This window comes from Streptomyces sp. NPDC002886 (assembly GCF_042888445.1).
Lineage (GTDB): Bacteria > Actinomycetota > Actinomycetes > Streptomycetales > Streptomycetaceae > Streptomyces.
The window spans coordinates 25,184-47,416 of the sequence record NZ_JBIAPV010000009.1; the positions used below are offsets into that span (position 1 = coordinate 25,184).

Annotated in this window: 17 protein-coding genes; 8 read left to right on the forward strand and 9 right to left on the reverse strand. The window is 72.2% G+C overall.

Annotated features, from left to right (window positions below; genetic code table 11):
* Positions 1–1,004: 1,004 nt before the first annotated feature.
* Positions 1,005–2,447 carry a peptidoglycan recognition protein gene (locus ACFYYB_RS31315; RefSeq protein ID WP_389439511.1) on the reverse strand — a complete coding sequence of 481 codons (1,443 nt, stop codon included), beginning with the start codon at positions 2,445–2,447 and terminating at the stop codon, positions 1,005–1,007.
* Between the two features lie 150 nt (positions 2,448–2,597).
* On the opposite strand from ACFYYB_RS31315, the gene ACFYYB_RS31320 reads away from it, so the two are divergent.
* From ACFYYB_RS31320 to ACFYYB_RS31335, 4 genes are all read left to right on the forward strand, one after another.
* Positions 2,598–3,347, forward strand: coding sequence for a TIGR03089 family protein (locus ACFYYB_RS31320; protein ID WP_389439513.1), 750 nt, complete (start codon positions 2,598–2,600; stop codon positions 3,345–3,347).
* Positions 3,348–3,526: 179 nt separating this feature from the next.
* Positions 3,527–4,789 carry an LCP family protein gene (locus ACFYYB_RS31325; protein ID WP_389439515.1) on the forward strand — a complete coding sequence of 421 codons (1,263 nt, stop codon included), beginning with the start codon at positions 3,527–3,529 and terminating at the stop codon, positions 4,787–4,789.
* Between the two features lie 222 nt (positions 4,790–5,011).
* Positions 5,012–6,748, forward strand: a complete 1,737-nt coding sequence (locus ACFYYB_RS31330) for an LCP family protein (protein WP_389439517.1) — start codon at positions 5,012–5,014, stop codon at positions 6,746–6,748.
* A gap of 110 nt (positions 6,749–6,858) precedes the next feature.
* Positions 6,859–8,517 carry an LCP family protein gene (locus ACFYYB_RS31335; protein ID WP_389439519.1) on the forward strand — a complete coding sequence of 553 codons (1,659 nt, stop codon included), beginning with the start codon at positions 6,859–6,861 and terminating at the stop codon, positions 8,515–8,517.
* Between the two features lie 97 nt (positions 8,518–8,614).
* Here ACFYYB_RS31335 and ACFYYB_RS31340 read toward each other — a convergent pair whose 3' ends face one another.
* Positions 8,615–9,640, reverse strand: coding sequence for a glycosyltransferase family 2 protein (locus ACFYYB_RS31340; RefSeq protein ID WP_389439521.1), 1,026 nt, complete (start codon positions 9,638–9,640; stop codon positions 8,615–8,617).
* A gap of 141 nt (positions 9,641–9,781) precedes the next feature.
* On the opposite strand from ACFYYB_RS31340, the gene ACFYYB_RS31345 reads away from it, so the two are divergent.
* Entirely contained in the window at positions 9,782–11,305 is a 1,524-nt protein-coding gene (locus ACFYYB_RS31345; protein ID WP_327306430.1) for an LCP family protein, read from the forward strand.
* Between the two features lie 69 nt (positions 11,306–11,374).
* On the opposite strand, the gene ACFYYB_RS31350 is transcribed toward ACFYYB_RS31345, so the two are convergent.
* From ACFYYB_RS31350 to ACFYYB_RS31365, 4 genes are all read right to left on the reverse strand, one after another.
* Entirely contained in the window at positions 11,375–12,289 is a 915-nt protein-coding gene (locus ACFYYB_RS31350; protein WP_389439524.1) for an SDR family oxidoreductase, read from the reverse strand.
* Complete coding sequence (locus ACFYYB_RS31355) at positions 12,286–12,927, reverse strand: TetR/AcrR family transcriptional regulator (protein ID WP_389439526.1); 642 nt, start codon at positions 12,925–12,927, stop codon at positions 12,286–12,288. Before ACFYYB_RS31355 ends, ACFYYB_RS31350 begins: the two co-directional genes overlap by 4 nt.
* A 79-nt stretch (positions 12,928–13,006) precedes the next feature.
* Positions 13,007–13,846 carry an SGNH/GDSL hydrolase family protein gene (locus tag ACFYYB_RS31360; protein WP_389439528.1) on the reverse strand — a complete coding sequence of 280 codons (840 nt, stop codon included), beginning with the start codon at positions 13,844–13,846 and terminating at the stop codon, positions 13,007–13,009.
* A 79-nt stretch (positions 13,847–13,925) separates the two neighbouring features.
* On the reverse strand, positions 13,926–14,468 hold the full coding sequence (locus tag ACFYYB_RS31365) for an acyl-CoA thioesterase (RefSeq protein WP_389439530.1): 543 nt from the start codon (positions 14,466–14,468) through the stop codon (positions 13,926–13,928).
* Between the two features lie 106 nt (positions 14,469–14,574).
* Here ACFYYB_RS31365 and ACFYYB_RS31370 point away from each other — a divergent pair, with 106 nt between their 5' ends.
* Positions 14,575–15,915: an LCP family protein gene (locus ACFYYB_RS31370; protein WP_389439532.1), complete on the forward strand. Its 1,341-nt coding sequence runs from the start codon at positions 14,575–14,577 to the stop codon at positions 15,913–15,915.
* A 65-nt stretch (positions 15,916–15,980) separates the two neighbouring features.
* Here the strand turns inward: ACFYYB_RS31370 and ACFYYB_RS31375 are convergent, their stop codons facing one another.
* The 3 genes from ACFYYB_RS31375 to ACFYYB_RS31385 all read right to left on the reverse strand — a co-directional run bounded on the left by ACFYYB_RS31375 (position 15,981) and on the right by ACFYYB_RS31385 (position 19,136).
* The gene (locus ACFYYB_RS31375; protein ID WP_389439534.1) at positions 15,981–17,063 is read right to left on the reverse strand and encodes a sugar phosphate nucleotidyltransferase; all 1,083 of its coding nucleotides are present in this window, start codon (positions 17,061–17,063) and stop codon (positions 15,981–15,983) included.
* A 114-nt stretch (positions 17,064–17,177) separates the two neighbouring features.
* Positions 17,178–17,831, reverse strand: coding sequence for a hypothetical protein (locus tag ACFYYB_RS31380; protein WP_389439536.1), 654 nt, complete (start codon positions 17,829–17,831; stop codon positions 17,178–17,180).
* Between the two features lie 132 nt (positions 17,832–17,963).
* Complete coding sequence (locus ACFYYB_RS31385; RefSeq protein ID WP_266878075.1) at positions 17,964–19,136, reverse strand: acyl-CoA dehydrogenase family protein; 1,173 nt, start codon at positions 19,134–19,136, stop codon at positions 17,964–17,966.
* 208 nt (positions 19,137–19,344) lie between these two features.
* Between ACFYYB_RS31385 and ACFYYB_RS31390 the strand changes: the two genes are divergently transcribed.
* Both ACFYYB_RS31390 and ACFYYB_RS31395 read left to right on the forward strand, forming a co-directional pair.
* Positions 19,345–20,697 (forward strand): UDP-glucose dehydrogenase family protein, encoded by a 1,353-nt coding sequence (locus ACFYYB_RS31390; protein WP_389439538.1) that lies wholly within the window; start codon positions 19,345–19,347, stop codon positions 20,695–20,697.
* Positions 20,698–20,903: 206 nt separating this feature from the next.
* Positions 20,904–22,229, forward strand: coding sequence for a glycosyltransferase 87 family protein (locus ACFYYB_RS31395; protein WP_389439540.1), 1,326 nt, complete (start codon positions 20,904–20,906; stop codon positions 22,227–22,229).
* Positions 22,230–22,233: the final 4 nt, after the last annotated feature.

Genomic DNA, 22,233 nt, shown 5'->3' on the forward strand with positions numbered 1-22,233 from the left:
GCCGGTGCTTTGGCCTGGCGCCTGGGCCGCGCCCGTGCCGGTGCCGGTGCCTTCGCCCGGAGCCTGGGCCGCGCCCGTGCCGGTGTCTGGGCCCTGGGCCTGCTCCGGTGCCGGTGCCGGTGCCGGTGCCTGGGAGTCGGTGGCTCCGGTGTCTCGGGCGGGGCCCGGGGGTGGTGGGGGCACCGGGGTGCGGCCGCCGCGGATCGCGGTGCGGGTGAGGGGGTCGTAGCGGCCGGCCATGCCTTGAGCGTAGCCCTGCGGGGCTGTCCCCTACCCGCCCTTCCACCGTTCCCCGGGCTCCGCCCGGACCCCTGTCCTCGGACACCGGGCGGCTGGATGGGCCCGGGCGGCCCGGAGGGCAGTACCGGGCTGCGCCCGGACCCCTCTGGGCTGCGCCCGGACCCCTGGGGCTCCGCCCCCGATCCTGGTCCTCGGACACCGGGTGGTTCGATGGGCCCGGGCGGCCCGGAGGGGGGTACCGGGCTGCGCCCGGACCCCTGGGGCTCCGCCCCAGACCCCGGTCCTCAAACGCCGGACGGCTGAAATGGCGCGGGCCTGCCGGAAGGGGGTCCCGGGCTACGCCCGAACACCGGACGGCTGAAATGACGTGGGGTACCGGGCTGCGCCCGGAGGGCCGCTCCGGTCCCGCCGGGTCGTTTCAGCTCGCCGGCGTTTGAGGCGCGGGGGTCCGGGGCCCGCCCCGGCAACGGCGCCGCACGCGGCAGGGGTCCGGGGCTCAGCCCCGGGGAACGGGCGAAGGGCGGGTAGGGGACCCAGCCCCGCAGGGCCAACCCACCCGCACCCGCCCACCAGCCCCGCCACGGCCGGCCATGGCGCCACCGCCGACCAGCCACCGCCGGACGGAGTCCGGCGCAGCGGAGCGAAGCCCGCGCAGCGGTGCGAGCGGCGCGTCGAAAAGGTGCCCGGCGCAGCGGCGCGAAGCCGGGGAGGCCCGCCAGGGCCGAGCCGCGCAAGCGGCGCGTTGAGAAGGAGTGCGGCTGAGCTCAGGGGCGGCCCTGGAGTTTGGCCGAGGCGGTTCGGGTGGGGGGGAGGGCGTTGTAGAGGAGGCGGCCGGGGCATTCCGTGGCGAAGCCGTCGCGGTGGCCCGAGATGACGTTGAGGCGGACGTTGCTGCCCTTCGCGTAGAGGTTGCCGCCGCCCGAGCGCAGCGTGGTCTTCGCGCGGGGGTCCGCGCCGAAGAGGCCCAGCTTCCAGGCCGTGAGGCGGGCCACCGCGTCGACCGCCGCCTTGGGGGTGGCCGTGGAGGTGAAGGTGCCGATGACGGCGACGCCCATGCTGTCCGTGTTGAAGCCCATGGTGTGCGCGCCGAGCACCGCCTTGGCGACGCCGCCCGCCCGGCCCTCGTACACGGTGCCGCACTTGTCGACGGCGAAGTTGTAGCCGATGTCCCGCCAGCCGCTGCTGACGACGTGGTAGCGGTACAGGCTCCGCAGGACCGCCGGGGCGTCCTTGCAGGCGTAGTTGTTGCCGGACGCGGTGTGGTGGACGAAGGCGGCCTTGACCGTGTTCGTGTAGACGAAGCCCTTCTCGCGCAGGCTCTCGTCCGCGCCCCAGCCCAGCCGGGTGACGATCTTCGGGCGCGGCCCGATGTACGGGGCGGCCGCGAGCGCCTCGTCGGCGAGGACCGCGTCGGCGGTGGAGTCGGCCTTGTTGAGGGCGGGGATCTCCTGGGCGCCGAGGGGGGCCATCGGCACGTTGGCGGAGGAGGACTCCGCCATCTCCATCGTCATGCCGGGCAGGAGGGCCAGCTCGCCCTTGTCGTCGTCGTCGACGACGGGTGAGGATTCGGCGTTGCCGTTGCCGTTCTTCGCGTCCGAGTGGGGGCGGGAGGACTCCCCCGGGTCCACCAGTTCGATGCGCATGCCGCTCGGGAGCCCGCTGCTCGCCTCGCGGTCACCGTGTTCCGCCTGGACGCGGACCTCGATGCCGTCGGACTGTCCGACCCACAGGGGGGCGGTGCTGCCGCGGACCCGGCCGGTGCCCCGTTCCGCCGTGTCGGGGTCGGCGGCGTGTTCGCTGTTGTGGGTGTCGACGTCCTGCCATTCGGACCAGTCCGAGGTGGCCACGGAGCGGGTGCGGACCTGGACGCGGCCGTCGAGCCGGGTGCTCGCGTCGTCCCAGACGACGCCGACGAGCGAGAAGGTCTTGACGTCGCGCGCCGACAGGCCGCGGGTCTCGGGCAGCCGGGGCGAGGTGCTCATGCCGGGGACCCCGGAGGCGCGGTTCGCCGCGGGTCCGACGGGGACCAGCGGCAGGGACTGGGTGGATCCGGCGATGGCCGACGGGGCCGCGGAGGCGGACGGGACCGCCCCCGCCGATTGCCGCGCCGCCGCCGGGTGGGCGAGGGCCGTGGAGGGGAGCGCGAGCGGCAGGGCCAGTGCGGCAGCCGTCGCGACGCCGATGGAGGAAGCAAGGAATGCACGCATGGAAAGGATGCTGGGGACTGTCGGAGGCCGGCGCCATCCGAGAACTGACGTGCCGTCCGGTCCCGGTACGGATACCCCTCCTCCGTACGGGGGATCGTGCTGCGGCCGTACGGAGGAGGGGCGCGGGCTCCCCCGCGTAGGCTCTGGTTCGTGAACGCCACTGACCGCACCCCTGCCGACCTGCTGCGATCCGCGCTCGCCGCCGATCCCGGCCGCCCGCTCGTCACCTTCTACGACGACGCCACGGGCGAGCGCGTCGAATTGTCCGTCGCCACCTTCGCCAATTGGGTGGCCAAGACCGCCAATCTGCTCCAGGGCGACCTGGGCGCCGAGCCCGGTGACCGGCTCGCCCTGCTGCTCCCCGCGCACTGGCAGAGCGCCGTGTGGCTGCTCGCCTGTGCCTCGGTCGGGGTCGTGGTGGAGGTCGGCGGGGATCCGGGCGGCGCCGATCTCGTGGTGAGCGGCCCGGACACGCTGGAGGAGGCCGCCGCGTGCTCCGGCGAGCGGGTGGCGCTCGCGCTGCGGCCGCTGGGCGGGCGCTTCCCGCAGCCGCCGGCCGGGTTCGCCGACTACGCCGTGGAGGTGCCGGGGCAGGGCGACCGGTTCGCGCCCTTCCAGCCCGTGGACGCGGACGGCCCGGGCCTGGTGGTCGGCGGCGAGGAGCTCTCGTACGCCCGGATCTGCGAGCGGGCCCGTGAGGACGCGGAGAAGCTCGGCTTCGGCGAGGGCGCCCGGGTGCTGTCCCGGCAGGGCTACGACAGCTGGGAGGGGCTCTCGGCCGGGCTCTACGCGGCCCTGGCCACGGGCGGCTCCGTGGTGCTGTGCCGCAACGCCGAAGGGCTCGCGGACGCGGCCCTGGCGCAGCGGATCGAGAGCGAGCGGGTCACCCACACGGCCTGATCCGGCCCGGCACCGCCGTCACCCACACCGCCCAATGCCGGATCTGGGCGATTTGTCACCCACATGGCCCTGTACACGGCCGTGCCCCCGGGCCGCATCGAGCACCCGGGGGCAGGATCGGCACAGGCCGTACTCACCCGTACGGCCCGTACCGGTTCGGGTGAGGGGACGGAACGCGAGTGAGGGACAGCGCAGGCATACCGGGCGGCACCGATGCGGCCGGAGGCGACAAGCCTCCGAACGTCCGCAGGCGGCGCCGGCTGCTGCGCTGGATCGGGCTCGGGACCGGCCTGCTCGTCGTCGCCGGAGCGGGCACGGGCTGGTGGATCTACTCCAAGCTCGACGGGAACATCGCCGAGGACACCTCGGCCGCCGCCGAGCTGCGGCGCTACGAGAAGGAGCGCCCGGCCCACCTGGCGGGCGGCGCGCAGAACATCCTGCTGATCGGCTCGGACTCGCGCACCGGCGCGGGCAACGCCCCGTACGGGCAGGACGAGGGCACCCAGCGCTCGGACACCACGATCCTGCTGCACCTGCCGGCGGACCGGAAGAGCGCGACGGCGGTATCGGTGCCGCGGGACCTGATGACGGAGATACCGGCGTGCCTGAAGCCGGACGGCAGCCGGACCAGGGAGCAGTTCGCCCAGTTCAACTGGGCCTTCGAGTGGGGCGGGACCGCCTGCACGATCCGTACCGTGGAGGCGATGACCGGGATCCGGGTCGATCACCACATGGTGCTGGACTTCAGCGGCTTCAAGAAGATGGTGGACGCCATAGGCGGGGTCGAGGTGTGCCTGCGGCGGCCGGTGGACGACACCGAGGCCAAGCTGAAGCTGCCGGCGGGCCGGCAGACCTTGCAGGGCGAGCAGGCGCTGGGCTTCGTACGGGCGCGCCACAGCCTGGGCAACGGCAGTGACACCGAGCGGATGGAGCGCCAGCAGGCGTTCCTCGGGTCGCTCGTCAAGAAGGTGCAGAGCAACGGGGTGCTGCTCAATCCGGCCCGGCTCTACCCACTGCTGGACGCGGCGACCTCAGCGGTGACGACCGACCCGGGGCTGGCCTCGCTGCGCGGGCTGTACGAGCTCGTCCGGGGCGTCCGGGACATCCCGACCGAGCAGATCAAGTTCCTCACGGTGCCGCGCCGGCCGTACGCCGCCGACCGCAACCGGGACGAGCTGCGGCAGCCGGACGCGACCCAGCTCTTCCAGCGGCTGCGGTCGGACCAGCCGCTCACCATCGCCCCGCCCGCGGCCACGCCCCCGCCCGCCGCGGCCGCGGCCGACGACGAGGCGGACGGCAACGGGACGGACGGCAACGAGGCCGACGGAAACCAGGCGGACGGCGCTACGAGCGGGACCGGGGGCCGCCCGGGAACCGCGGAGCCCTCCACTCCCGTCCCCACCTTCACCGGCACCACGGCCGGAGTGGCCGACTGCCGGTAAAGCAATCCCAAAAGCCGGTGTCCGGGCCGAGCTTGTTGGGGCGATTGCCCCGTTGTAAGTGCGTGGAATTCATCACCAGCATGGTTTGCGGCGAACCTGTCCGGATAAGGTGAGCGATCCGGCGCCCGGCCAGCACAGAGGCCGTGTGCCAGCAGCCGGATCGTTGACCGTGCGCCTGGGGGAGGCGCGTCGCGAAGCACCGACGGAGGATTCGAGCAAACCGTGGATGCGCAAAGCCGTGGACGGGCCGACGAGATCGACCCCGCAGACCAGTGGGTGCTGAACCCCCGCACCGGCAACTACGAGCTGCGACTGGAGCAATCCGCTCCGCAAGCGCCCTCGCAGCGGCGCGCGCCCGGCACGACACCACCACGCAGAACCCCCGGCTCCCCGGCTTCCCCCGCCGGTCCCGCCGTTCCCGGACCGCGCCGCGGTGACGCCCCGCCCGGAGGCCGGCGCGGCGGACGTCCCCGCAGGGGCGGAGGCGGCGGGGGGCGCAAGAAGATCCTGGTCGTCACCGGCGGAACGCTGGCGTTCCTCCTGGTCGGCGGGTCGATCGCCGGGTACCTCTATTACGACCACCTGAACGGCAACCTCAACGTCACCGACGTCGGTGACGCGGGTACGAGCGGCGGGTTCAAGAAGGACCAGCCGATCAACATCCTCGTCATCGGCACGGACAAGCGCAGCGGCGCGGGCAACGAGGGGTACGGGGACGCGGGCAGCGTCGGGCACGCCGACACCACGATCCTCTTCCACGTCGCGAAGGACCGCTCCAACGCCACCGCGCTGTCCATCCCGCGCGACCTGATCACCGATGTGCCGACCTGTCCGACCAAGCAGCCGGACGGCTCGACGAAGGACATCCCCGGCGAGCGGGGAGCCCGCTTCAACACCAGCCTGGGACAGGCGGGTCGCGACCCGGGCTGCACGATGCGCACGGTCAAGGAGCTCACCGGGATCCAGGTCGACCACTTCATGATGGCCGACTTCAACGCGGTGAAGAACCTGAGCACGGCGGTCGGCGGCGTACCGGTCTGCGTGGCGAAGGACGTGAACGACAAGGACTCCAAGCTCAAGCTGACGGCGGGCGAGCACCGGCTGCAGGGCGAGCAGGCGCTGGCCTTCGTACGGACCCGGCACGCCTTCGGCCAGCGCAGCGACCTCGACCGCATCAAGACCCAGCAGCAGTTCCTGGGTTCGATGATGCGGGAGATGAAGTCGAAGGAGACCCTGACCAGTCCGCAGAAGTTCCTCTCCCTCGCCGAAGCGGCCACCAAGTCGCTGAGCGTGGACTCGGGCATAGGGTCGATCGCCAAACTCACCGATCTCGCGGGCGAGTTGAAGAGCATCGACCTCAAGAACATCACCTTCACCACGCTCCCGGTCATCGACAATCCGGCGGAGCCGGTCGGCTCGAAGGCCACCGTGGTGGTCAAGCAGGCGCAGGCGGAACCCCTGCTCCAGATGATCCGGGGCGACGTCTCGCTGACCGAGGTCGAGAAGAAGGAACAGGCCGCGAAGGACGCTGCCGCCTCGGACGCGAAGGCCAAGCTGGACGCCCTGATGCAGGGTCCCCGCGCGGCGGCCAAGGACGTCCGGGTGGAGGTCTACAACGGCGGCGGACCGGCCGGATCCGCGTCCGGCACACTGACCTGGCTGCAGAACACCAAGGGGGTGCTCAAGTCCACGAACCTGGGCAACGCGCCCGCCAAGGTGGCGGCCACGCAGCTGGAGTACGCGCCCAACCAGGCGGATCAGGCAAGGGCGTTGGCAGACATGATGGGCCTGCCGGCGACGGCGCTGAAGATGGGCACGGCCGACGCCGAGCCCAAGACGGCGATGAAGCTGACGCTCGGTGCGGACTTCAAGGGGGCGGGGGTCTCGTTGACGGCTCCTCAGCAGGCGCCCGACGGCGTCCAGCGGGTGGAGGCGGACAAGTCCGTCTGCGCCAAGTGACCGGACGGGGGGCCGACCGGCGCCCCGCGGTCGCGCAATGACGTACCGGAACCCGTCGGACCGGCACAATACCGAAACAGACTGATCGTGATGATCGTGATGGGGGACGCGTGAGGCACAGCAGCGTGCAAGGGGAGGGGGCGCCGGGCCGGGCCGGCGACGGCATATCCGGCGCCGGCACCCGTCCGACGGCCACCAGTGCCGTACCCGCACCGAGGTCCGGCTCCGGCCGGGGCGCGGGCGGCGGCCAGCGGCCGACCCGCCGCAGGCGCCGCCGCGCACTGCGCTGGGCGGCCTCCATCGTCGCGCTGCTCATACTCGGGACGGCGGCGGCCGGTTACCTCTACTACCGCCACCTCAACGGCAACATCCGCAGCGGACAGCGCCTGAGCGGCGACAGCGGGGTCGCCAGGAGCGAGGCCGACGCATCGGGCCGGCGTCCGATCAACATCCTGATGCTCGGCTCCGACGTCCGTGACGAGGAGAACGCGAAGCTCGGCGGCGGCTGGGACAACATCGGCGACCCCGCCCGGGCCGACGTGCAGATGCTGATCCACATATCGGCCGACCGGAAGAACGCCTCGGTGACTTCCGTTCCGCGCGACACGCTCGTGGACGTCCCGGAGTGCACCGACCCCAAGACGGGCGAGAAGCACAAGGCCTCCAAGATGATGATCAACGAGAGCTTCGCGAACGGGGGTGCGGGCTGCACCCTGGCCACCTGGGAGAAGATGACCAACGTCTACATCGACCACTGGATGACGATCGACTTCGTCGGGGTCGTGAGCATGGCCGACGCGATCGGCGGCGTCGACGTCTGCGTCAACCAGAACGTCTTCGACCAGTCGGCGCCGGGGTCGGGCGAAGGCGGCTCCGGTCTCAAGCTGAAGGCCGGCACCACCAGGATCCAGGGCCAGCAGGCGCTCCAGTGGCTGCGTACCCGGCACTCCTTCGGCAGTGACATCGGCCGGGCCAAGGCGCAGCACATGTACATGAACTCGATGATGCGCGGGCTCAAGAGCCAGAACGCCTTCACCGACCTGCCCCGCCTCACGGGCCTGGCGGAGGCGGCGACCAAGGCGCTGCAGGTGTCGGAGGAGATCGGGACGGTCAAGAAGCTCCTCGACCTCGCCCTGCTGCTCAAGGACGTGCCGATCAACCGCATCACCTCGACCACGATCCCGGTGCTGCAGGCTCCCAGCAACAAGGACCGGCTGATCCTCGATCCCAAGGACGCCCCGAAGGTGTGGGACCTCCTCCGCAAGGACGTCGCCATGGACAAGAACGGCGACCCGGCCCCCGCCGCGAGCGCGTCGACCCCCGCGCCGAGCACGCAGCCGTCCTCCGCGCCGCCGGCCTCCGCCCCCGCGAAGATCGCCGTACAGGTGGTCAACGGCACGGGCGTCGGGGCGCAGCCGGTGCCCAAGCGGGCCACGACCGTCGCGGGCCAGTTGGCCGCCAAGGGGTTCACCCTGGCCAAGGCGGACGGCGCGCTCATCCCGGAGAAGGCCACGGTCGTCCGCTACGCCACCGACGCCCAGGCCGCCGACGCGCAGAGCGTCGCCGCGGCCCTCGGCATCCCGGCCACCTCCGTACAGAAGTCGGCCGCGGCATCCAAGATCACGGTGCTGGTGGGGGCGGACTGGCGGGAGGGCGCCGTCTACCCGCAGCAGGCGCCGCCCACGGCCGGCGACATCCCGGACTCGGCCGACGCGCTCAACGCCACGGACACCAGCTGCATGGACATCTACAAGCCGTACCGCTGGTGACCTGAGAGGCCGGCGGCCTCGAACACCGAAAGGGGTGACCCGGTCCGACGAGGACCGGGTCACCCCTTTCGTGTGTGTTCCGTGCCGCTACGGGAGCTCAGAGCCCCGCGGTGTCCCGGCTCACCGACGGGCGGCGGCTCGCGATGACCTTGGCGGCGAGCGAGCGCGGGCTGGTCAGGAAGCCGTAGCCCCAGCACACGTGCATGGTCGCCAGGGCGACGGGGATGCGCAGCCGGGCCTTGAGGGACAGCCCCTTGCCGGCCGGGACGGAGCCCGCGGTGATCGCCGCGAGGTAGCCCGCCGGGAGGACGAAGGCCCACGGGGTGACGGCCGCGCCGACGACCAGGCCGGCGGCGATCGCGCAGACGGCGGCCGGCGGGGCGAGGTAGCGCAGGTTGATGGAGCCCGCGTGGTAGCGGGCCACCACGTGGCGCCAGCGCCCGTAGTCCTTGTACTGCTTGGCGAGCGCCCGCACCGAGGGGCGCGGCCGGTACTGGACCTTCAGCTCCGGCGAGAACCAGATCAGGCCGCCGGCCTCGCGGATGCGGAAGTTCAGCTCCCAGTCCTGCGCGCGGATGAACTCCACGTTGTATCCGCCGGCGGCCTCCAGGGCCTCCCGCCGGAACACCCCGAGGTAGACGGTGTCGGCGGGGCCGGCCTTGCCACCGGTGTGGAAGGCCGCGTTGCCGACGCCGATCTTGGAGGTCATCGCGGCGGCGACGGCGTCCTCCCAGGGGTTCTCGCCCTCGGCGTGCATGATGCCGCCGACGTTCTGCGCGCCCGTCTCCTCCAGGAGGCGGACCGCGGTGGCGATGTAGTTCGGGGAGAGCATTCCGTGGCCGTCCACGCGCACCACGATCGGGTGCCGGGAGGCCTGGATGGCCGCGTTGAGGGCGGCGGGGGTGCGGCCGGTGGGGTTCGGGACGGTGTGGACGCGCGGGTCTTCCCGTACCAGCTCGGCGGCGATCTCGTCCGTACGGTCCTTGGACGGCCCGAGGGCGATCACCACTTCCATCTCACCCCCGTACTCCTGTCCGAGGATGTGGTGGACCGAGTCGCGCAGATGGCGCTCCTCGTTGAGCACCGGCATGATCACCGAGACTGCGGGCTGCTGGGCGGGCATGTGGTCCTTCAAGGTCGGGTATCGGTGTCACGTTACCGCGTACGGGGGAACCGGGTGCGCGCCGGATGAGCAGTACGGACAGCAGCTGATCGTATGGGCCTACTGTTCTGACGAATCTGCCGATCGTGCGAGGTGTCCCCCGTGCCCCAGCCGCACCGTCCCACCCGACCCGCCCTGCCCGCCCGGTCCGCCCGGCCGTCGCAGCGCGCGCCGCGGCCCGGCGGTCCGGCCGGGCCCCGGAAGGGCGGGGACCGGCCGCAGGACAGACCCCGCTGGGGCGTCCGGCTCGCCGCGGGGCTGTCGGTGCTCGTCCTGGGCTCGGGGGCGCTGGGGCACGCCGTGATGACCGGGCTGGACACCGGTATCCAGCGCGTGGACCCCTTCAAGGACATGAAGAACCGGCCGCAGGCCGGGCACGGGGTGAACTTCCTGCTCGTCGGCACCGACGGCCGCGACAAGATCACCGCCGAGGAGAAGCGCGAGTACCGCCTGGGCGGCGCGCCCTGCCACTGCACCGACACCGTCATGCTCGTCCACCTCTCGGCGGACCGGGCACGGGCCAGCGTGATCAGCCTCCCCCGGGACAGCTTCGTGGAACTGCCCGCGCACGTGGACGGCTCCAGCGGCAAACCGCACGGGGCGCACCCCGTGAAGCTGAACGCCGCCTACGCCGAGGGCGGGCCCCAGCTGACCGTGCGCACCGTCGAGAGCATGACCCGCGTGAAGATCGACCACTACCTGGAGGTCGACTTCACCAGCTTCATGAAGACGGTCGACGCCATGGGCGGCGTGGAGATCTGCACCGCCAAGACCATGAAGGACCCCAACACCGGCCTCGACCTGCTCCCCGGCACCCACCGGCTCAGCGGTGGCCAGGCCCTGCAGTACGTGCGCTCGCGCCATGTCGACGGGGCCTCGGACCTGGGGCGGATGCAGCGCCAGCAGCGGTTCATCGCGGCCCTGATCAAGCAGGCCACGGGCGGCGGGGTGCTGCTCAACCCCGTCAAGTTCAAGCAGGTCAGCTCCACCCTGCTGAGCTCGGTCCGGGCCGACCGGGGCTTCGGCTCCGAGCAGATGCTGGCGCTCGGGCAGGCGATGCGCGATTTCACCCCCTCCTCCTCGGAGTTCGCCTCCGTGCCCGTCGGCAACCCCTCCTTCCCGGTCAAGGGCATCGGCTCCACCGTGAAATGGGACGAGGCGAAGGCCGCGAAGCTCTTCCAGGCACTGCGCGACGACCGGCCGCTGTCCCCGGCCCCCGCCCCCGGCAAGCCGGTGCGCCGGCAGCCGGCGGTGCCGGTGGACGTGCCTCCCGGGCAGGTCCGGGTCCAGGTGGAGAACGGCACCCGGATCGACGGGCTGGGCACCCGGGTGGACTCGGCGCTGCGCGCCACCGGCTTCGACACCACCCGGGCTCCGGGGAACGGCGCGAGCAGGGACGTCAAGCGCACGGTGATCACGTACGACCCGCGCTGGGACCGGTCGGCCCGTACGGTGTCCACCGCGCTGCCCGGCAGTGAGATGCGGGCCGTGCGGGGGCAGGGGCGGACCGTGGTGGTGATCGCGGGCGCGGACTACCGCAAGGTGGTGGCGGTGCGCGCGGAGGATCCGTACCAGGGCGAGTTCGGTGTGGTCACCGGCGACCAGGTGGTCTGCGGCGGCTCCTGAGCTGACCGGCGTACGGGGCGGGGCGGGCGGGACCGCCGGGACGGACCGGATCCGCCGGGACGGACCGGGTCACAGCGGGTCGCCGAGGGGTCCGTACTCCGCCTCCAGGTTCTCCGCCCAGTGCGCGGCGAAGTCCGGCTGGGTGCCGTCGGCATCGGTGAAGCCGTACTCCCGGTACAGGCCCCAGGTGGCCAGGGCCCGTCCCGACTTGGCCATGACGTCGGGGTCGGCGGCCAGCGCGGCCACGGCCCGGCCGAGGTACGCCGGGGTCTCGGAGTGGGCGAAGTTCGGGTCCTGGGCCGCGCCGTCGCGCCAGTTGGCCTCGGTGACGCCGAAGTGCTCCAGCAGGGCCTCCGAGCGCAGGAACCCCGGCGTGACGGACACGGCCGCGACGCCGTGCGGACGCAGCTCGGCGGCCTGGGCGACCGCGAGGCGGATGACCGCCGACTTCGCCAGGTCGTAGAAGAACGTGCCGCGGTAGCGGGCGGTGTTGCCGTCGGTGACCTCCACGACCAGGCCGCTCTTGCGGGCGACCATGAGGGGGAGGGCGAACCGGCTGGTGATGACGTGGGTCTCCACCGCCTGCCGCAGCAGCCGCAGACCGGTCTCCAGATCCTGCTCCCACAGGGGGTGCTCCCAGTCGGTCAGCGGGTCCCCGCCCCAGACGGAGTTCACCAGGATGTCGAGCCGTCCGTCCTGTTCGGCGGCGATCCTGTCGACGAGGACCCGGACCTCGTCGGGACTGCTGTGGTCGGTCCGTACGGGAATGCCCAGGCCGCCGGCCGCGGTGACCTGCTCGGCGGTCTGCTCGATGGTTTCCGGGCGGTCCAGGTCGGAGCGCCCACCGGCGCCGCTGCGGCCGGTGACGTACACCGTCGCCCCGGCGGCGCCGAGCTCGACGGCGATGCCCCGTCCGCCGCCGCGGGTACCGCCGGCGACCAGGGCCACCTTGCCGGCGAGCGGGCGTGCGTCAGCGGTCTTCATGATTCCTCCTGGTCGTGGCCGGCCCGCGGCGGAAGGTGGGGACGGTGCGGACGGTGCGGAAGGTGAGGGGACAGCACGACGTCGAGCTCCTGCCGGAGCCGCTGTGCGAGGGTGCCTTCGCGTTCGAGCGCCCAGGTCAGGCCCGCCCCGGCGGTGATCGCCTGGACGGTGCGGGCCAGCGCCGCGGCATCGGTTCCGGCGCGGAGCTCGCCCTCGCCGACCGCCTCCGTGAGCAGCTCCCCGATCGCCCGCCCGTGCGTGCGGTGAACGGCCAGCGCACGCTCGTAGAGCTCGGGGTCCCCGAGATCCGTGCACAGGAACGCCAGATGGTTGGCGAAGCTCTCCGGCGTGGCCATCACGGCCGCCGACTCCACCGTCAGCGCCACCAGGGCCCCGAGCGCCGAGTCGTGCGACCGGCGCACGCGCTCGGCCGTCTCGCCCGCGTCCTTCTCGGACAGGTCGGCGAGCGCGAGGAGCAGACCGCGCTTGGAACCGAACCGCTGCACCAGGGTCGCCGGAACCAGTCCGACCTCGCGCGCCACGGCGGCCAGCGTGAGACCCGCGGGCCCCACCCGGCCCATGACCTGCGCCGTCGCACGCAGGATCACCGCGTCCTCGACGCCTCGGGGACGTGCCATCACCGCCACCCCTCATTCATAAATGCTCGTTCATTTATTAAAGCACGCAGAGATCGCCCCCCGAAAGGGCGATCCGCTCTCACTTCCCGAACCAGCCGTCCGAGTGGGCCTGCTCCATCGCCTCGAAGAAGGCGTCCGCCACCTTCGCGTACCCGGTGTCGTTCGGGTGCAGACCGTCGGCCAGCTCGGCCGGCGTGGTCGCGTCCGCCCGGTCCGCGGGGGTCAGCCAGGGAGCCTTGACGAAGCGGAAGTGCCGGCCCGCGCCCTGTTCCCGGGTCTCGATCCGCTTGAGGTTCCGGTTGTACGCCGCGATGGCCCCGGAGATGTCCTGGTCCTTCGAGCCAGGGGTCGAGGGGACCAGGCCCTGCATGACGACGGTGATCCCCGGGCGCAGGGTGAAGATCCGGTCGACCAGTTCTCCGGCCTCGTCCGCGGCTTGGTCGGGGTCGCCGCCGCGGTTCAGGTTGTTCAGTCCGATGTGCAGCAGGACCACGTCGGGGTTCGCGGCCTCGATCCACCGGTCGACCCCGGCACGGATGCGGCCGACGGTGTACCCGGGGTGCCCTTCGTGCTGGTTGTCCTCCATGGGGCCCTGGGCCCGGGAGCCCACGAAGTCGATGGCATACCCCGGCCGGGCCGCGACCAGGCGCCCCAGCGGCAGCCGGTAGCCGCCGAAGTCGGAGCTCCCCACGCCGGCGGTCGTCGAGGCCCCGAGGGGCATGACGCGCAGGGTGCGGGGGGCCCGCGTGCCGGAGGAGGCCTCGGGCGAGGCCTCGGAGGAGGCCGTCGGGAACGGCGGGACCATGGCGGCGGGGGCGGCCTTCCCGGAGGACGGCGTCAGCAGCGGAACCGCGACGGCTATTCCTGCGAGGCCTGCGACGCCTGCGACGCCTGCGAACACGGCCGATCGGCGGTTCATGATGCCTTTGCCTTCCGGGTGGGGCGGGGCGGCAGCGAGCGGACGGGCGCGGCCGGACGGGAGCACGGACCCGGACGCACTAGAGGTCGGCGTCCAGCCCCTGCGCGGACCGCTCTTCCCGCAGGTCGCGGATGGCCTGGCGGCGGGCGAGCCGGTGGGTGCGGCGGATCTGGGCCTCCTGGTAGCGCCGCTCGTCCCGCTCGGTCTCGGGGAGGACCGGGGGGACCTGGCGGGGCTTGCCCTCGGCGTCGACCGCGGCGAAGACGAGGTAGGCGCTGCCGACCTGGGTGGCGGGGGTGGACTCGTTCCACCGCTCCGCGAGAACGCGTACGCCGATCTCCATCGAGGAGCGGCCGGTCCAGTTGCACTGGGCCTTGACGTGGACAAGGTCGCCGACGCGGACCGGGGCGAGGAAGGCCATCTCGTCCATGGAGGCGGTGACCGCCGGGCCGCCGGAGTGGCGGCCGGCCACGGCGCCGGCCGCGTCGTCCACCAGCTTCATGATCACTCCGCCGTGCACCGTACCGAGCAGGTTGGTGTCATTGGCGGTCATGATGTGGCTCAGGGTGGTGCGGGAAGCCGAGATCGGCTTTCCCGGCAGCTCGCCCGATATCTCTGTCATGGAGACAGCTTAAAGGCGGCCCGCCGGCATCAGCTCTGCAACAGCACCGGTACGAAGAGCCGCCGGGGGTGTTCCGCGGCCCTCCCGGCCAGGCATTCTTGGGCACATGAGTGACTGGGACGGGTGGAGCGGCGAGCAGGACCAGCGTGGCCGCCGCGATGACGGGTACGGCCGCGGCAGCGGCCAGGCGGAGCCGGAAGGCGCACAGCGGATGAGGCACGTCCAGCGGCCCGGCCCCCAGGCGTCCCGGCAGCCCCAGCAGCCGCCGCAGCCCCGGCAGCCCCCGCGCCGTCCGGCCCAGCCGCCGGCCGGGCCGGCCTACGTGCCTCCGCAGCAGGACGGCTCGTACGACGCCGGCGGCACCTACGACAGCGGCTACAACACCGGTCAGGTCTACGGCGGCGGCCAGCCGCCCGCCGGGCCGCGCGGGCGCGGTCCCGGTGGCCCGGCCCGGCCGGCGGGACCGGCGCCGGACTGGCGCAAGCGGATCAAGATCGGCTCGATCGTGCTGGTCGCCGGCCTGCTCGTGACGGGCATCGGCACCTACTTCTGGGCCGACTCCAACGTGCGCCGCGAGGTCGACCTCTCCAAGGTCATCGAGCGCCCGAAGGAGGGCGACTGCACGACGTACCTGATCGTGGGCTCCGACAGCCGTGAGGGCATGTCCGCCGAGGACAAGAAGAAGCTCCACACGGGCTCTGCCGAGGGCAAGCGCACCGACTCGATGATGATCCTCGCCAAGTGCTCCAGCGGGAACACGATGATCTCCCTGCCCCGCGACTCCGACGTGGAGATCCCCTCCTTCGTCGGCTCGGAGTCGGGCAAGAAGTTCGCGGGCACGGGCAAGCGGACCAAGCTGAACGCGGCGTACGCGCAGGACGGCCCGGAGCTGCTGGTGCGGACGGTGGAGTTCAACACCGGGCTGCGCATCGACCACTACGCGGAGATCGGCTTCGCCGGCTTCGCGAACATCGTGGACGCGCTGGGCGGGGTGGAGCTGAACATCGAGAAGGGGTTCAAGGACGAGAAGTCCGGGGCCGACTTCAAGGAGGGCACCCAGACGCTGAACGGCGAGCAGTCGCTGGCCTACGTACGGACCCGCTACGCCTTCGCCGAGTCGGACCTCCAGCGGACCAAGAACCAGCAGAAGTTCCTGTCGGCGCTGGCCAGCCAGGCGGCGACCCCCTCGACGATCCTGAACCCGTTCGCGCTCTACCCGGTGCTGGGCGCGGGCCTGGACACGCTGATCGTGGACAAGGACATGGGGCTGTACGACATGGGGTCGATGTTCTTCGCGATGAAGGGCATCAGCGGGGGTGACGGCGTGTCCATGAACATGCCGATCTCCGGTCAGCGCGGCGGCAACCTCGTCTGGGACAAGGCGAAGGTGCAGCAGCTGGTGCAGCAGATCCAGAAGGACGAGAAGGTCACCGTCCGCGGGAACTGATCACGCGGGAACTGGTCACGCGGGAGGGCGCCCCTTGTCGGGGCGCCCTGTCCGAGGCGATCGGGTCAGGCGTCGGAGGAGAAGCGGATCGCCGCGTCGGGCAGCCGCGCCCCGCACCAGATCCGGGCGCCGGCGCGGAGCTCGTTGTCGGCCCCCACCTCGGCTCCGTCACCGATGACGGCGCAGTCCAGTACGGTCCGCGCGCCCACCGAGGCGCCGGCGCCGATCAGACTGGCGGACACCTGTGCGTCGGGGCCGACGACCGCGTCCGCCAGCACGATGGAGCCCTGGACCACCGCGCCCGCCTCGACGCGGGCTCCGGCGCCCACGACGGTGCCCCCCGACAGCTTGGCCCCGGCCGCCACGTGGGCGCCGGGCAGGACGAGGGACTCGCCGCGGCGTCCGGGGACGGCCGGGGAGGGGACGACGCCGCGGACCAGGTCGGCGGAGGCCTGGATGATCGCCTCCGGCTTGCCGAGGTCCATCCAGTACGTGTTCTCGGTGACCCCGTGCAGGGTGGCCCCGGCGGCGAGCAGCCCGGGGAAGGTCTCGCGCTCCACGGAAACGGACCGGCCGGCGGGGATGGTGTCGATCACGCTGCGCCGGAAGACGTAGCAGCCGGCGTTGATCTGGTCGGTGATGATCTCCTCGGGCGTCTGCGGCTTCTCCGTGAAGGCCAGCACCCGCCCGTGGGCGTCGGTGGGGACCAGGCCGAAGGCGCGCGGGTCGTCGACCCGGACCAGGTGCAGGGAGACGTCGGCGTCGGCCGCCTTGTGCGATTCGACGAGCCCGGCGATGTCCAGGCCGGTGAGGATGTCCCCGTTGAAGACGAGCACGGAGGAGTCCGGGCCGCCGGTGAGCAGCCGCGCCGCGTTGCGGATGGCGCCGCCGGTGCCCAGCGGCTCGTCCTCGACCACGTACTCCAGGTGGACGCCGAAGTCGGATCCGTCCCCGAAGTAGGGCTCGAAGACCTCGGCGAGGTAGCAGGTGGCCATCACGATGTGCGTGACGCCTGCGGCGGCGGCGCGGGCTATCTGGTGGGCGAGGAAGGGAACGCCTGCCGTGTGCACCATCGGCTTCGGCGTGTTCACCGTGACGGGGCGCAGCCGCGTCCCCTGTCCGCCGACCAGCAGGATCGCTTCCGTCATTTGCGTTCTCCCCAACCGGTTCCGGCGTACGAAGGTCCAAATTTAGCCCATCCGGGGGGTCCCCAGGGAGCTGGTGCCTGATGAGTGTGGCCGTCTGCGCCGCAGGCCAGGGCCTCAGGCGGCGAACGGGTTGGCGTGGCCGGGCAACTGCTGCCCCGGGCGCAGGAACCGCCGGGCGCCCTGATCGTCGCGCACCTCGTGGAACCCGGCGGCCGTCAGCCGCCGTGCGATCGTCGCGCGGCGGATCACGCCCACCTTGAACGCCAGGGTGAGGCACAGCGCGACCGCCCCGGCGGAGATGAGCGCTTCGGCCGGCGACTTGTCGTCCATGAGCAGGAGGACGGGCAGGACCGCGCAGATGAGGTAGCACATCACCTGCCGGCGCCGGTCGGCGACGTACATCGCCATGACGTCGAAGGTGACGAGGTCCTTCAGCACGGCCACGGCGCCGACCGCCTCGGGCAGCGGCTTCAGCGAACCCTGCCCCAGGCCCGGCACCGTCCCGCCGTTGCCCGCCCGCGGATGGGCGGTGATGGTGGCCGCCTCGCGGACGCGCGCGTCGGGCCGCGGGTCCCGGTACATGCGGACCTGGACGAGCGAGTTCTTGAACCCGGTCCGGTACGCCGTGCCGTACGCGTAGCCGTACCGCTCCGCCACGTGCGCCAGGGCGGCCGCCTTCCGCGGAGTGCCCTGCGGGGCGATCTCGACGATCTCCTGCTGCCGGGCGATCTGCTGGAGCATCCCCGCTATGTGACGTTCTACGGACATCCTGTTCCCCGCCCCCGCGACCCCGCGCCTGGGGCCGACCGGCGCACAGCCTAGGGGGTGCGCCGCCGGCCGGAACACGCGAGGTCCCCCGGCCGTGGACCGGGAGACCTCGCGTCCGGCGGGGCCGGGCCGCTACGGCAGGTTGCGCGCCATGACGATGCGCTGGACCTGGTTGGTGCCCTCGTAGATCTGGGTGATCTTCGCGTCGCGCATCATGCGCTCCACCGGGTAGTCCCGGGTGTAGCCGTAGCCGCCGAGGAGCTGGACGGCGTCCGTGGTGACCTCCATGGCCACGTCGGAGGCGAAGCACTTGGCCGCGGCGCCGAAGAAGGTGAGGTCCTCGTGCGGGCCGCCGCCGGAGACGCGCTCCGAGCGGGCCGCGGCCGAGTAGGTCAGCTGGCGGGCGGCCTCGATCTTCATGGCCATGTCCGCGAGCATGAACTGCACGCCTTGGAAGTCGCCGATCGGCTTGCCGAACTGCTTGCGCTCCTGGACGTAGCCCTTGGCGTAGTCCAGGGCACCCTGGGCGATGCCCAGCGCCTGGGCGGCGATGGTGATGCGGGTGTGGTCGAGGGTCTTCATCGCGGTGGCGAATCCGGTGCCCTCGGCGCCGATCATGCGGTCGGCCGGGATGCGGACGTTGTCGAGGTAGACCTCGCGCGTCGGGGAGCCCTTGATGCCGAGCTTCTTCTCCGGGGCGCCGAAGGAGACGCCCTCGTCGGACTTCTCGACCACGAAGGCCGAGATGCCCTTGGAGCGCTTCTCCGGGTCGGTGACGGCCATGACCGTGTAGTACTCGGAGACACCGGCGTTGGTGATCCAGCGCTTGACGCCGTTGAGCACCCAGAAGTCGCCGTCGCGCACCGCGCGGGTCTTCATGCCGGCCGCGTCGGAGCCCGCGTCGGGCTCGGAGAGGGCGTACGAGAACATCGCGTCGCCCTTGGCCAGCGGGCCGAGGTACTTGGCCTTGAGCTCCTCGGAGCCGGAGAGGATCACCGGGAGCGAGCCGAGCTTGTTGACCGCCGGGATGAGGGAGGAGGACGCGCAGACGCGGGCCACCTCCTCGATCACGATGACGGTGGCCAGGGCGTCGGCGCCCGCGCCGCCGTAGGTCTCGGGCACGTGGACGGCGTGCAGGTCGCTGGCGACGAGGGCGTCCAGGGCCTCCTGCGGGAAACGGGACTCCTCGTCGACCGCGGCGGCGAAGGGCATGATCTTCGCCTCGGCGAGCGCGCGGACGGACTCGCGGAGCATGTCGTGCTCCTCGGCCGGGCGGTACAGGTCGAAGTCGGCAGAACCCGCCAAGATCTCTCACTCCCCAGGTGGTGCGTGGTGTTAACTACCGTTAAGTAGCCCAAGCTTAGTGTCCGGCCGCCGACCGCGACACGGCCGTCGGGCGTGAGTTGCGTGACAGCGGGGTGGCCGCCCGGTGGCGGGCTCCGGAATGCATCCCCGGCCACCGGCCCGACTATGCTCGGTTGCCGCGAACGGCCCCGCACCTCCAGGAGCACTCATGGCCCCCCTCAAGATCACTGTGATCGGCACCGGATACCTCGGCGCAACGCACGCCGCGGCGATGGCGGAGCTGGGGTTCGAGGTGCTCGGACTGGACGTGGTGCCGGAGAAGATCGCCATGCTGGCCGCCGGCCGCGTCCCCATGTACGAGCCGGGGCTGGAGGAACTGCTGGCCGCGCACGTGGCCGGACTGCCGGGCTCCACGGGCCGGCTGCGCTTCACCACCTCCTACGAGGAGGCCGGCGCCTTCGGCGACGTCCACTTCGTCTGCGTGAACACCCCGCAGAAGCACGGCGAGTACGCCTGCGACATGAGCTACGTCGACTCCGCCGTCGAATCGCTCGCCCCGCACCTGACCCGGCCCGCCCTGGTCGTCGGCAAGTCCACCGTGCCCGTGGGCTCCGCCGAGCGCCTCGCCGCGAAGCTGACCGCGCTCGCCCCGGCCGGCGAGGAGATCGACCTCGCCTGGAACCCGGAGTTCCTGCGCGAGGGCTTCGCCGTCCAGGACACCCTGCACCCGGACCGGATCGTCATCGGGATCGACGGCGAACGGGGCGAGCGCGCCGAGAAGCTCCTGCGCGAGGTCTACGCGACCCCCATGGGCGAGGGCACCCCGCTGGTGATCACCGACTTCCCCACCGCGGAACTCGTCAAGACCGCCGCCAACTCCTTCCTCGCCACGAAGATCTCCTTCATCAACGCCATGGCCGAGGTGTGCGAGGCCGCCGGCGGCGACGTGGTGAAGCTGGCCGAGGCCATCGGCCACGACGAGCGCATCGGGAAGAAGTTCCTGCGCGCCGGCATCGGTTTCGGCGGCGGCTGCCTGCCCAAGGACATCCGCGCCTTCATGGCGCGGGCCGGCGAGCTCGGTGCCGACCAGGCGCTGACCTTCCTGCGCGAGGTCGACTCCATCAACATGCGGCGCCGCGGCCACATGGTCGAGCTGGCCCGCGACGCCGTCGGCGGCTCCTTCCTCGGCAAGCGGGTCGCCGTCCTCGGCGCCACCTTCAAGCCCGACTCCGACGACGTCCGCGACTCCCCCGCGCTGAACGTGGCCGGCCAGATCCACCTCCAGGGCGGCCAGGTCACCGTCTACGACCCCAAGGGCATGGACAACGCCCGCCGCGTCTTCCCCACCCTCGGGTACGCCGACACCGCCCTGGACGCCGCCCGCGGCGCCGAGGTCGTCCTGCACCTCACCGAATGGCGGGAGTTCCGCGACCTGGACCCCGCCGCCCTCGGCGAGGTCGTCACCGACCGGCTCGTCCTCGACGGCCGCAACGCCCTCGACCCCGCCCTGTGGCGCGCGGCCGGCTGGACCTACCGCGCGATGGGCCGCCCCCGCGCCTGACGCGGCGTCGGCCCGGCGCGGGACCCGGCGGAGGCACGGCGTAGGCGCGGCGGAGGCCCGGCGCCTGACGTGGCGTAAGCCCCGCGTCCGGCCCCCGTCGCGGTCTTGATCCGCTTCGTTGCGGAATGAGCGGTTTCACATCTCGTCACCGGATCGTTGGCCGGACCACCCGGGCCGCACAGGATGGATCGCTAGACTCACGCCCGATGACCAGTACGAGCACGACCATCGACTCCGCACTCCGGGGGCGCGCCGGCCGCCTGGCCATGGCGGGCTTCTGGCTGGCCACCCGGACCCTGATGGTGGTCCTTCTGGTGGTGAACCTGCACGGCACCTCCTCGGTCCGCGCGGAGATCACCGTCACCTACAACAACTGGTACAACGTCCTCGTGACGGGGACCATGCCGCACGGCGACGTCATGTGGCAGTACCCGCCGGCCGCGGCGGCGATCTTCCTGTCGCCCGACCTGCTCCCCTTCCTCAGCTACTTCGAGGCCTTCGTCGCCCTGACGGTGATCTGCGACGCGCTGATCACCGTCGGCCTGGTCCGCGCCGCCCGCCGCTCCGACGGCAGCCTGGCCGGCGCCGTGCTGTGGCTGACCACGCTGCCGCTGCTGCTGTCGCTGCCCTTCGCGCGCTACGACCTCCAGGTCACCCTGCTCGCCGTCGGCTCGCTGCTGTGCCTGCGCTTCCGCCGCAAGCTCGGCGGGGTCCTCGCCGGAATCGGCGCCATGGTCAAGGTCTGGCCGCTGCTCACGCTGATCGGCACCCCGCGCGGCCGCACCACCCGCGACGCCATCCTGTCGGCCGTGGCGGCCGGGGCCGTCCTGCTCGCCGTGCTCGCGCTGTTCTTCCGCGACACCCTCGGCTTCCTGGGCAACCAGGGCAACCGAGGCATCCAGGTCGAGTCCCTCGGCGGCTCCGCCCTGATGTTCGGCAAGCTCGTCGGCGCCTGGTCCGGGAAGTCCGAAGTCCGCTACGGGGCCTACGAGTACGTCGGCCCCTACGTCTCCAGCGTCGCCATGCTCTCCGTCGGCCTCACGGTCGTCGGGTTCGCGTGGCTGCTGCTGTGGCGGATCAAGGCGCGGCGCTGGACGACCGCGACCCCGCTGGACGCCGGGCTGTGCGCCATCCTCGTCTTCACCATCACCAGCCGCGTGCTCAGCCCGCAGTACCTGATGTGGCTGGTCGGTCTCGCGGCCGTGTGCCTGACCTGCAAGCACACCACGCAGCGGCCGGTGGCCTGGCTGATCGTGGCCGCGACCGCGGTCACCACCGTGATCTACCCGCTGACCTACGTCTCGCAGATCCTCGCGGGCAGCGGCGTCGGCACGTTCCTCCTGGTGCTCCGCAACGGCCTGCTGGCCTGGGCCGCCGTCTGGTCCTGCCTGCTCCTGTGGCGGGCGAGCGTGAGCCCCGTACCCGAAACCGGGCACGGGACTGGGAACGGGACCGGGAACGGGAACGCAAACGCCGGGACCGCGGCGGCCCCGGCGTCCAAGGCCGGCTCCGAGCTGCCGGCGCGCGTCTGACTCC

Excerpts from the sequence above, each read along its gene's own strand:
- ACFYYB_RS31315 (WP_389439511.1), bottom strand. The coding sequence starts at position 2,447 with ATGCGTGCATTCCTTGCTTCCTCCATCGGCGTCGCGACGGCTGCCGCA.
- ACFYYB_RS31340 (WP_389439521.1), bottom strand. The coding sequence starts at position 9,640 with ATGCCCGCCCAGCAGCCCGCAGTCTCGGTGATCATGCCGGTGCTCAAC.
- ACFYYB_RS31350 (WP_389439524.1), bottom strand. The coding sequence starts at position 12,289 with ATGAAGACCGCTGACGCACGCCCGCTCGCCGGCAAGGTGGCCCTGGTC.
- ACFYYB_RS31355 (WP_389439526.1), bottom strand. The coding sequence starts at position 12,927 with ATGGCACGTCCCCGAGGCGTCGAGGACGCGGTGATCCTGCGTGCGACG.
- ACFYYB_RS31360 (WP_389439528.1), bottom strand. The coding sequence starts at position 13,846 with ATGAACCGCCGATCGGCCGTGTTCGCAGGCGTCGCAGGCGTCGCAGGC.
- ACFYYB_RS31365 (WP_389439530.1), bottom strand. The coding sequence starts at position 14,468 with ATGACAGAGATATCGGGCGAGCTGCCGGGAAAGCCGATCTCGGCTTCC.
- ACFYYB_RS31370 (WP_389439532.1), top strand. The coding sequence starts at position 14,575 with ATGAGTGACTGGGACGGGTGGAGCGGCGAGCAGGACCAGCGTGGCCGC.
- ACFYYB_RS31375 (WP_389439534.1), bottom strand. The coding sequence starts at position 17,063 with ATGACGGAAGCGATCCTGCTGGTCGGCGGACAGGGGACGCGGCTGCGC.
- ACFYYB_RS31380 (WP_389439536.1), bottom strand. The coding sequence starts at position 17,831 with ATGTCCGTAGAACGTCACATAGCGGGGATGCTCCAGCAGATCGCCCGG.
- ACFYYB_RS31390 (WP_389439538.1), top strand. The coding sequence starts at position 19,345 with ATGGCCCCCCTCAAGATCACTGTGATCGGCACCGGATACCTCGGCGCA.
- ACFYYB_RS31395 (WP_389439540.1), top strand. The coding sequence starts at position 20,904 with ATGACCAGTACGAGCACGACCATCGACTCCGCACTCCGGGGGCGCGCC.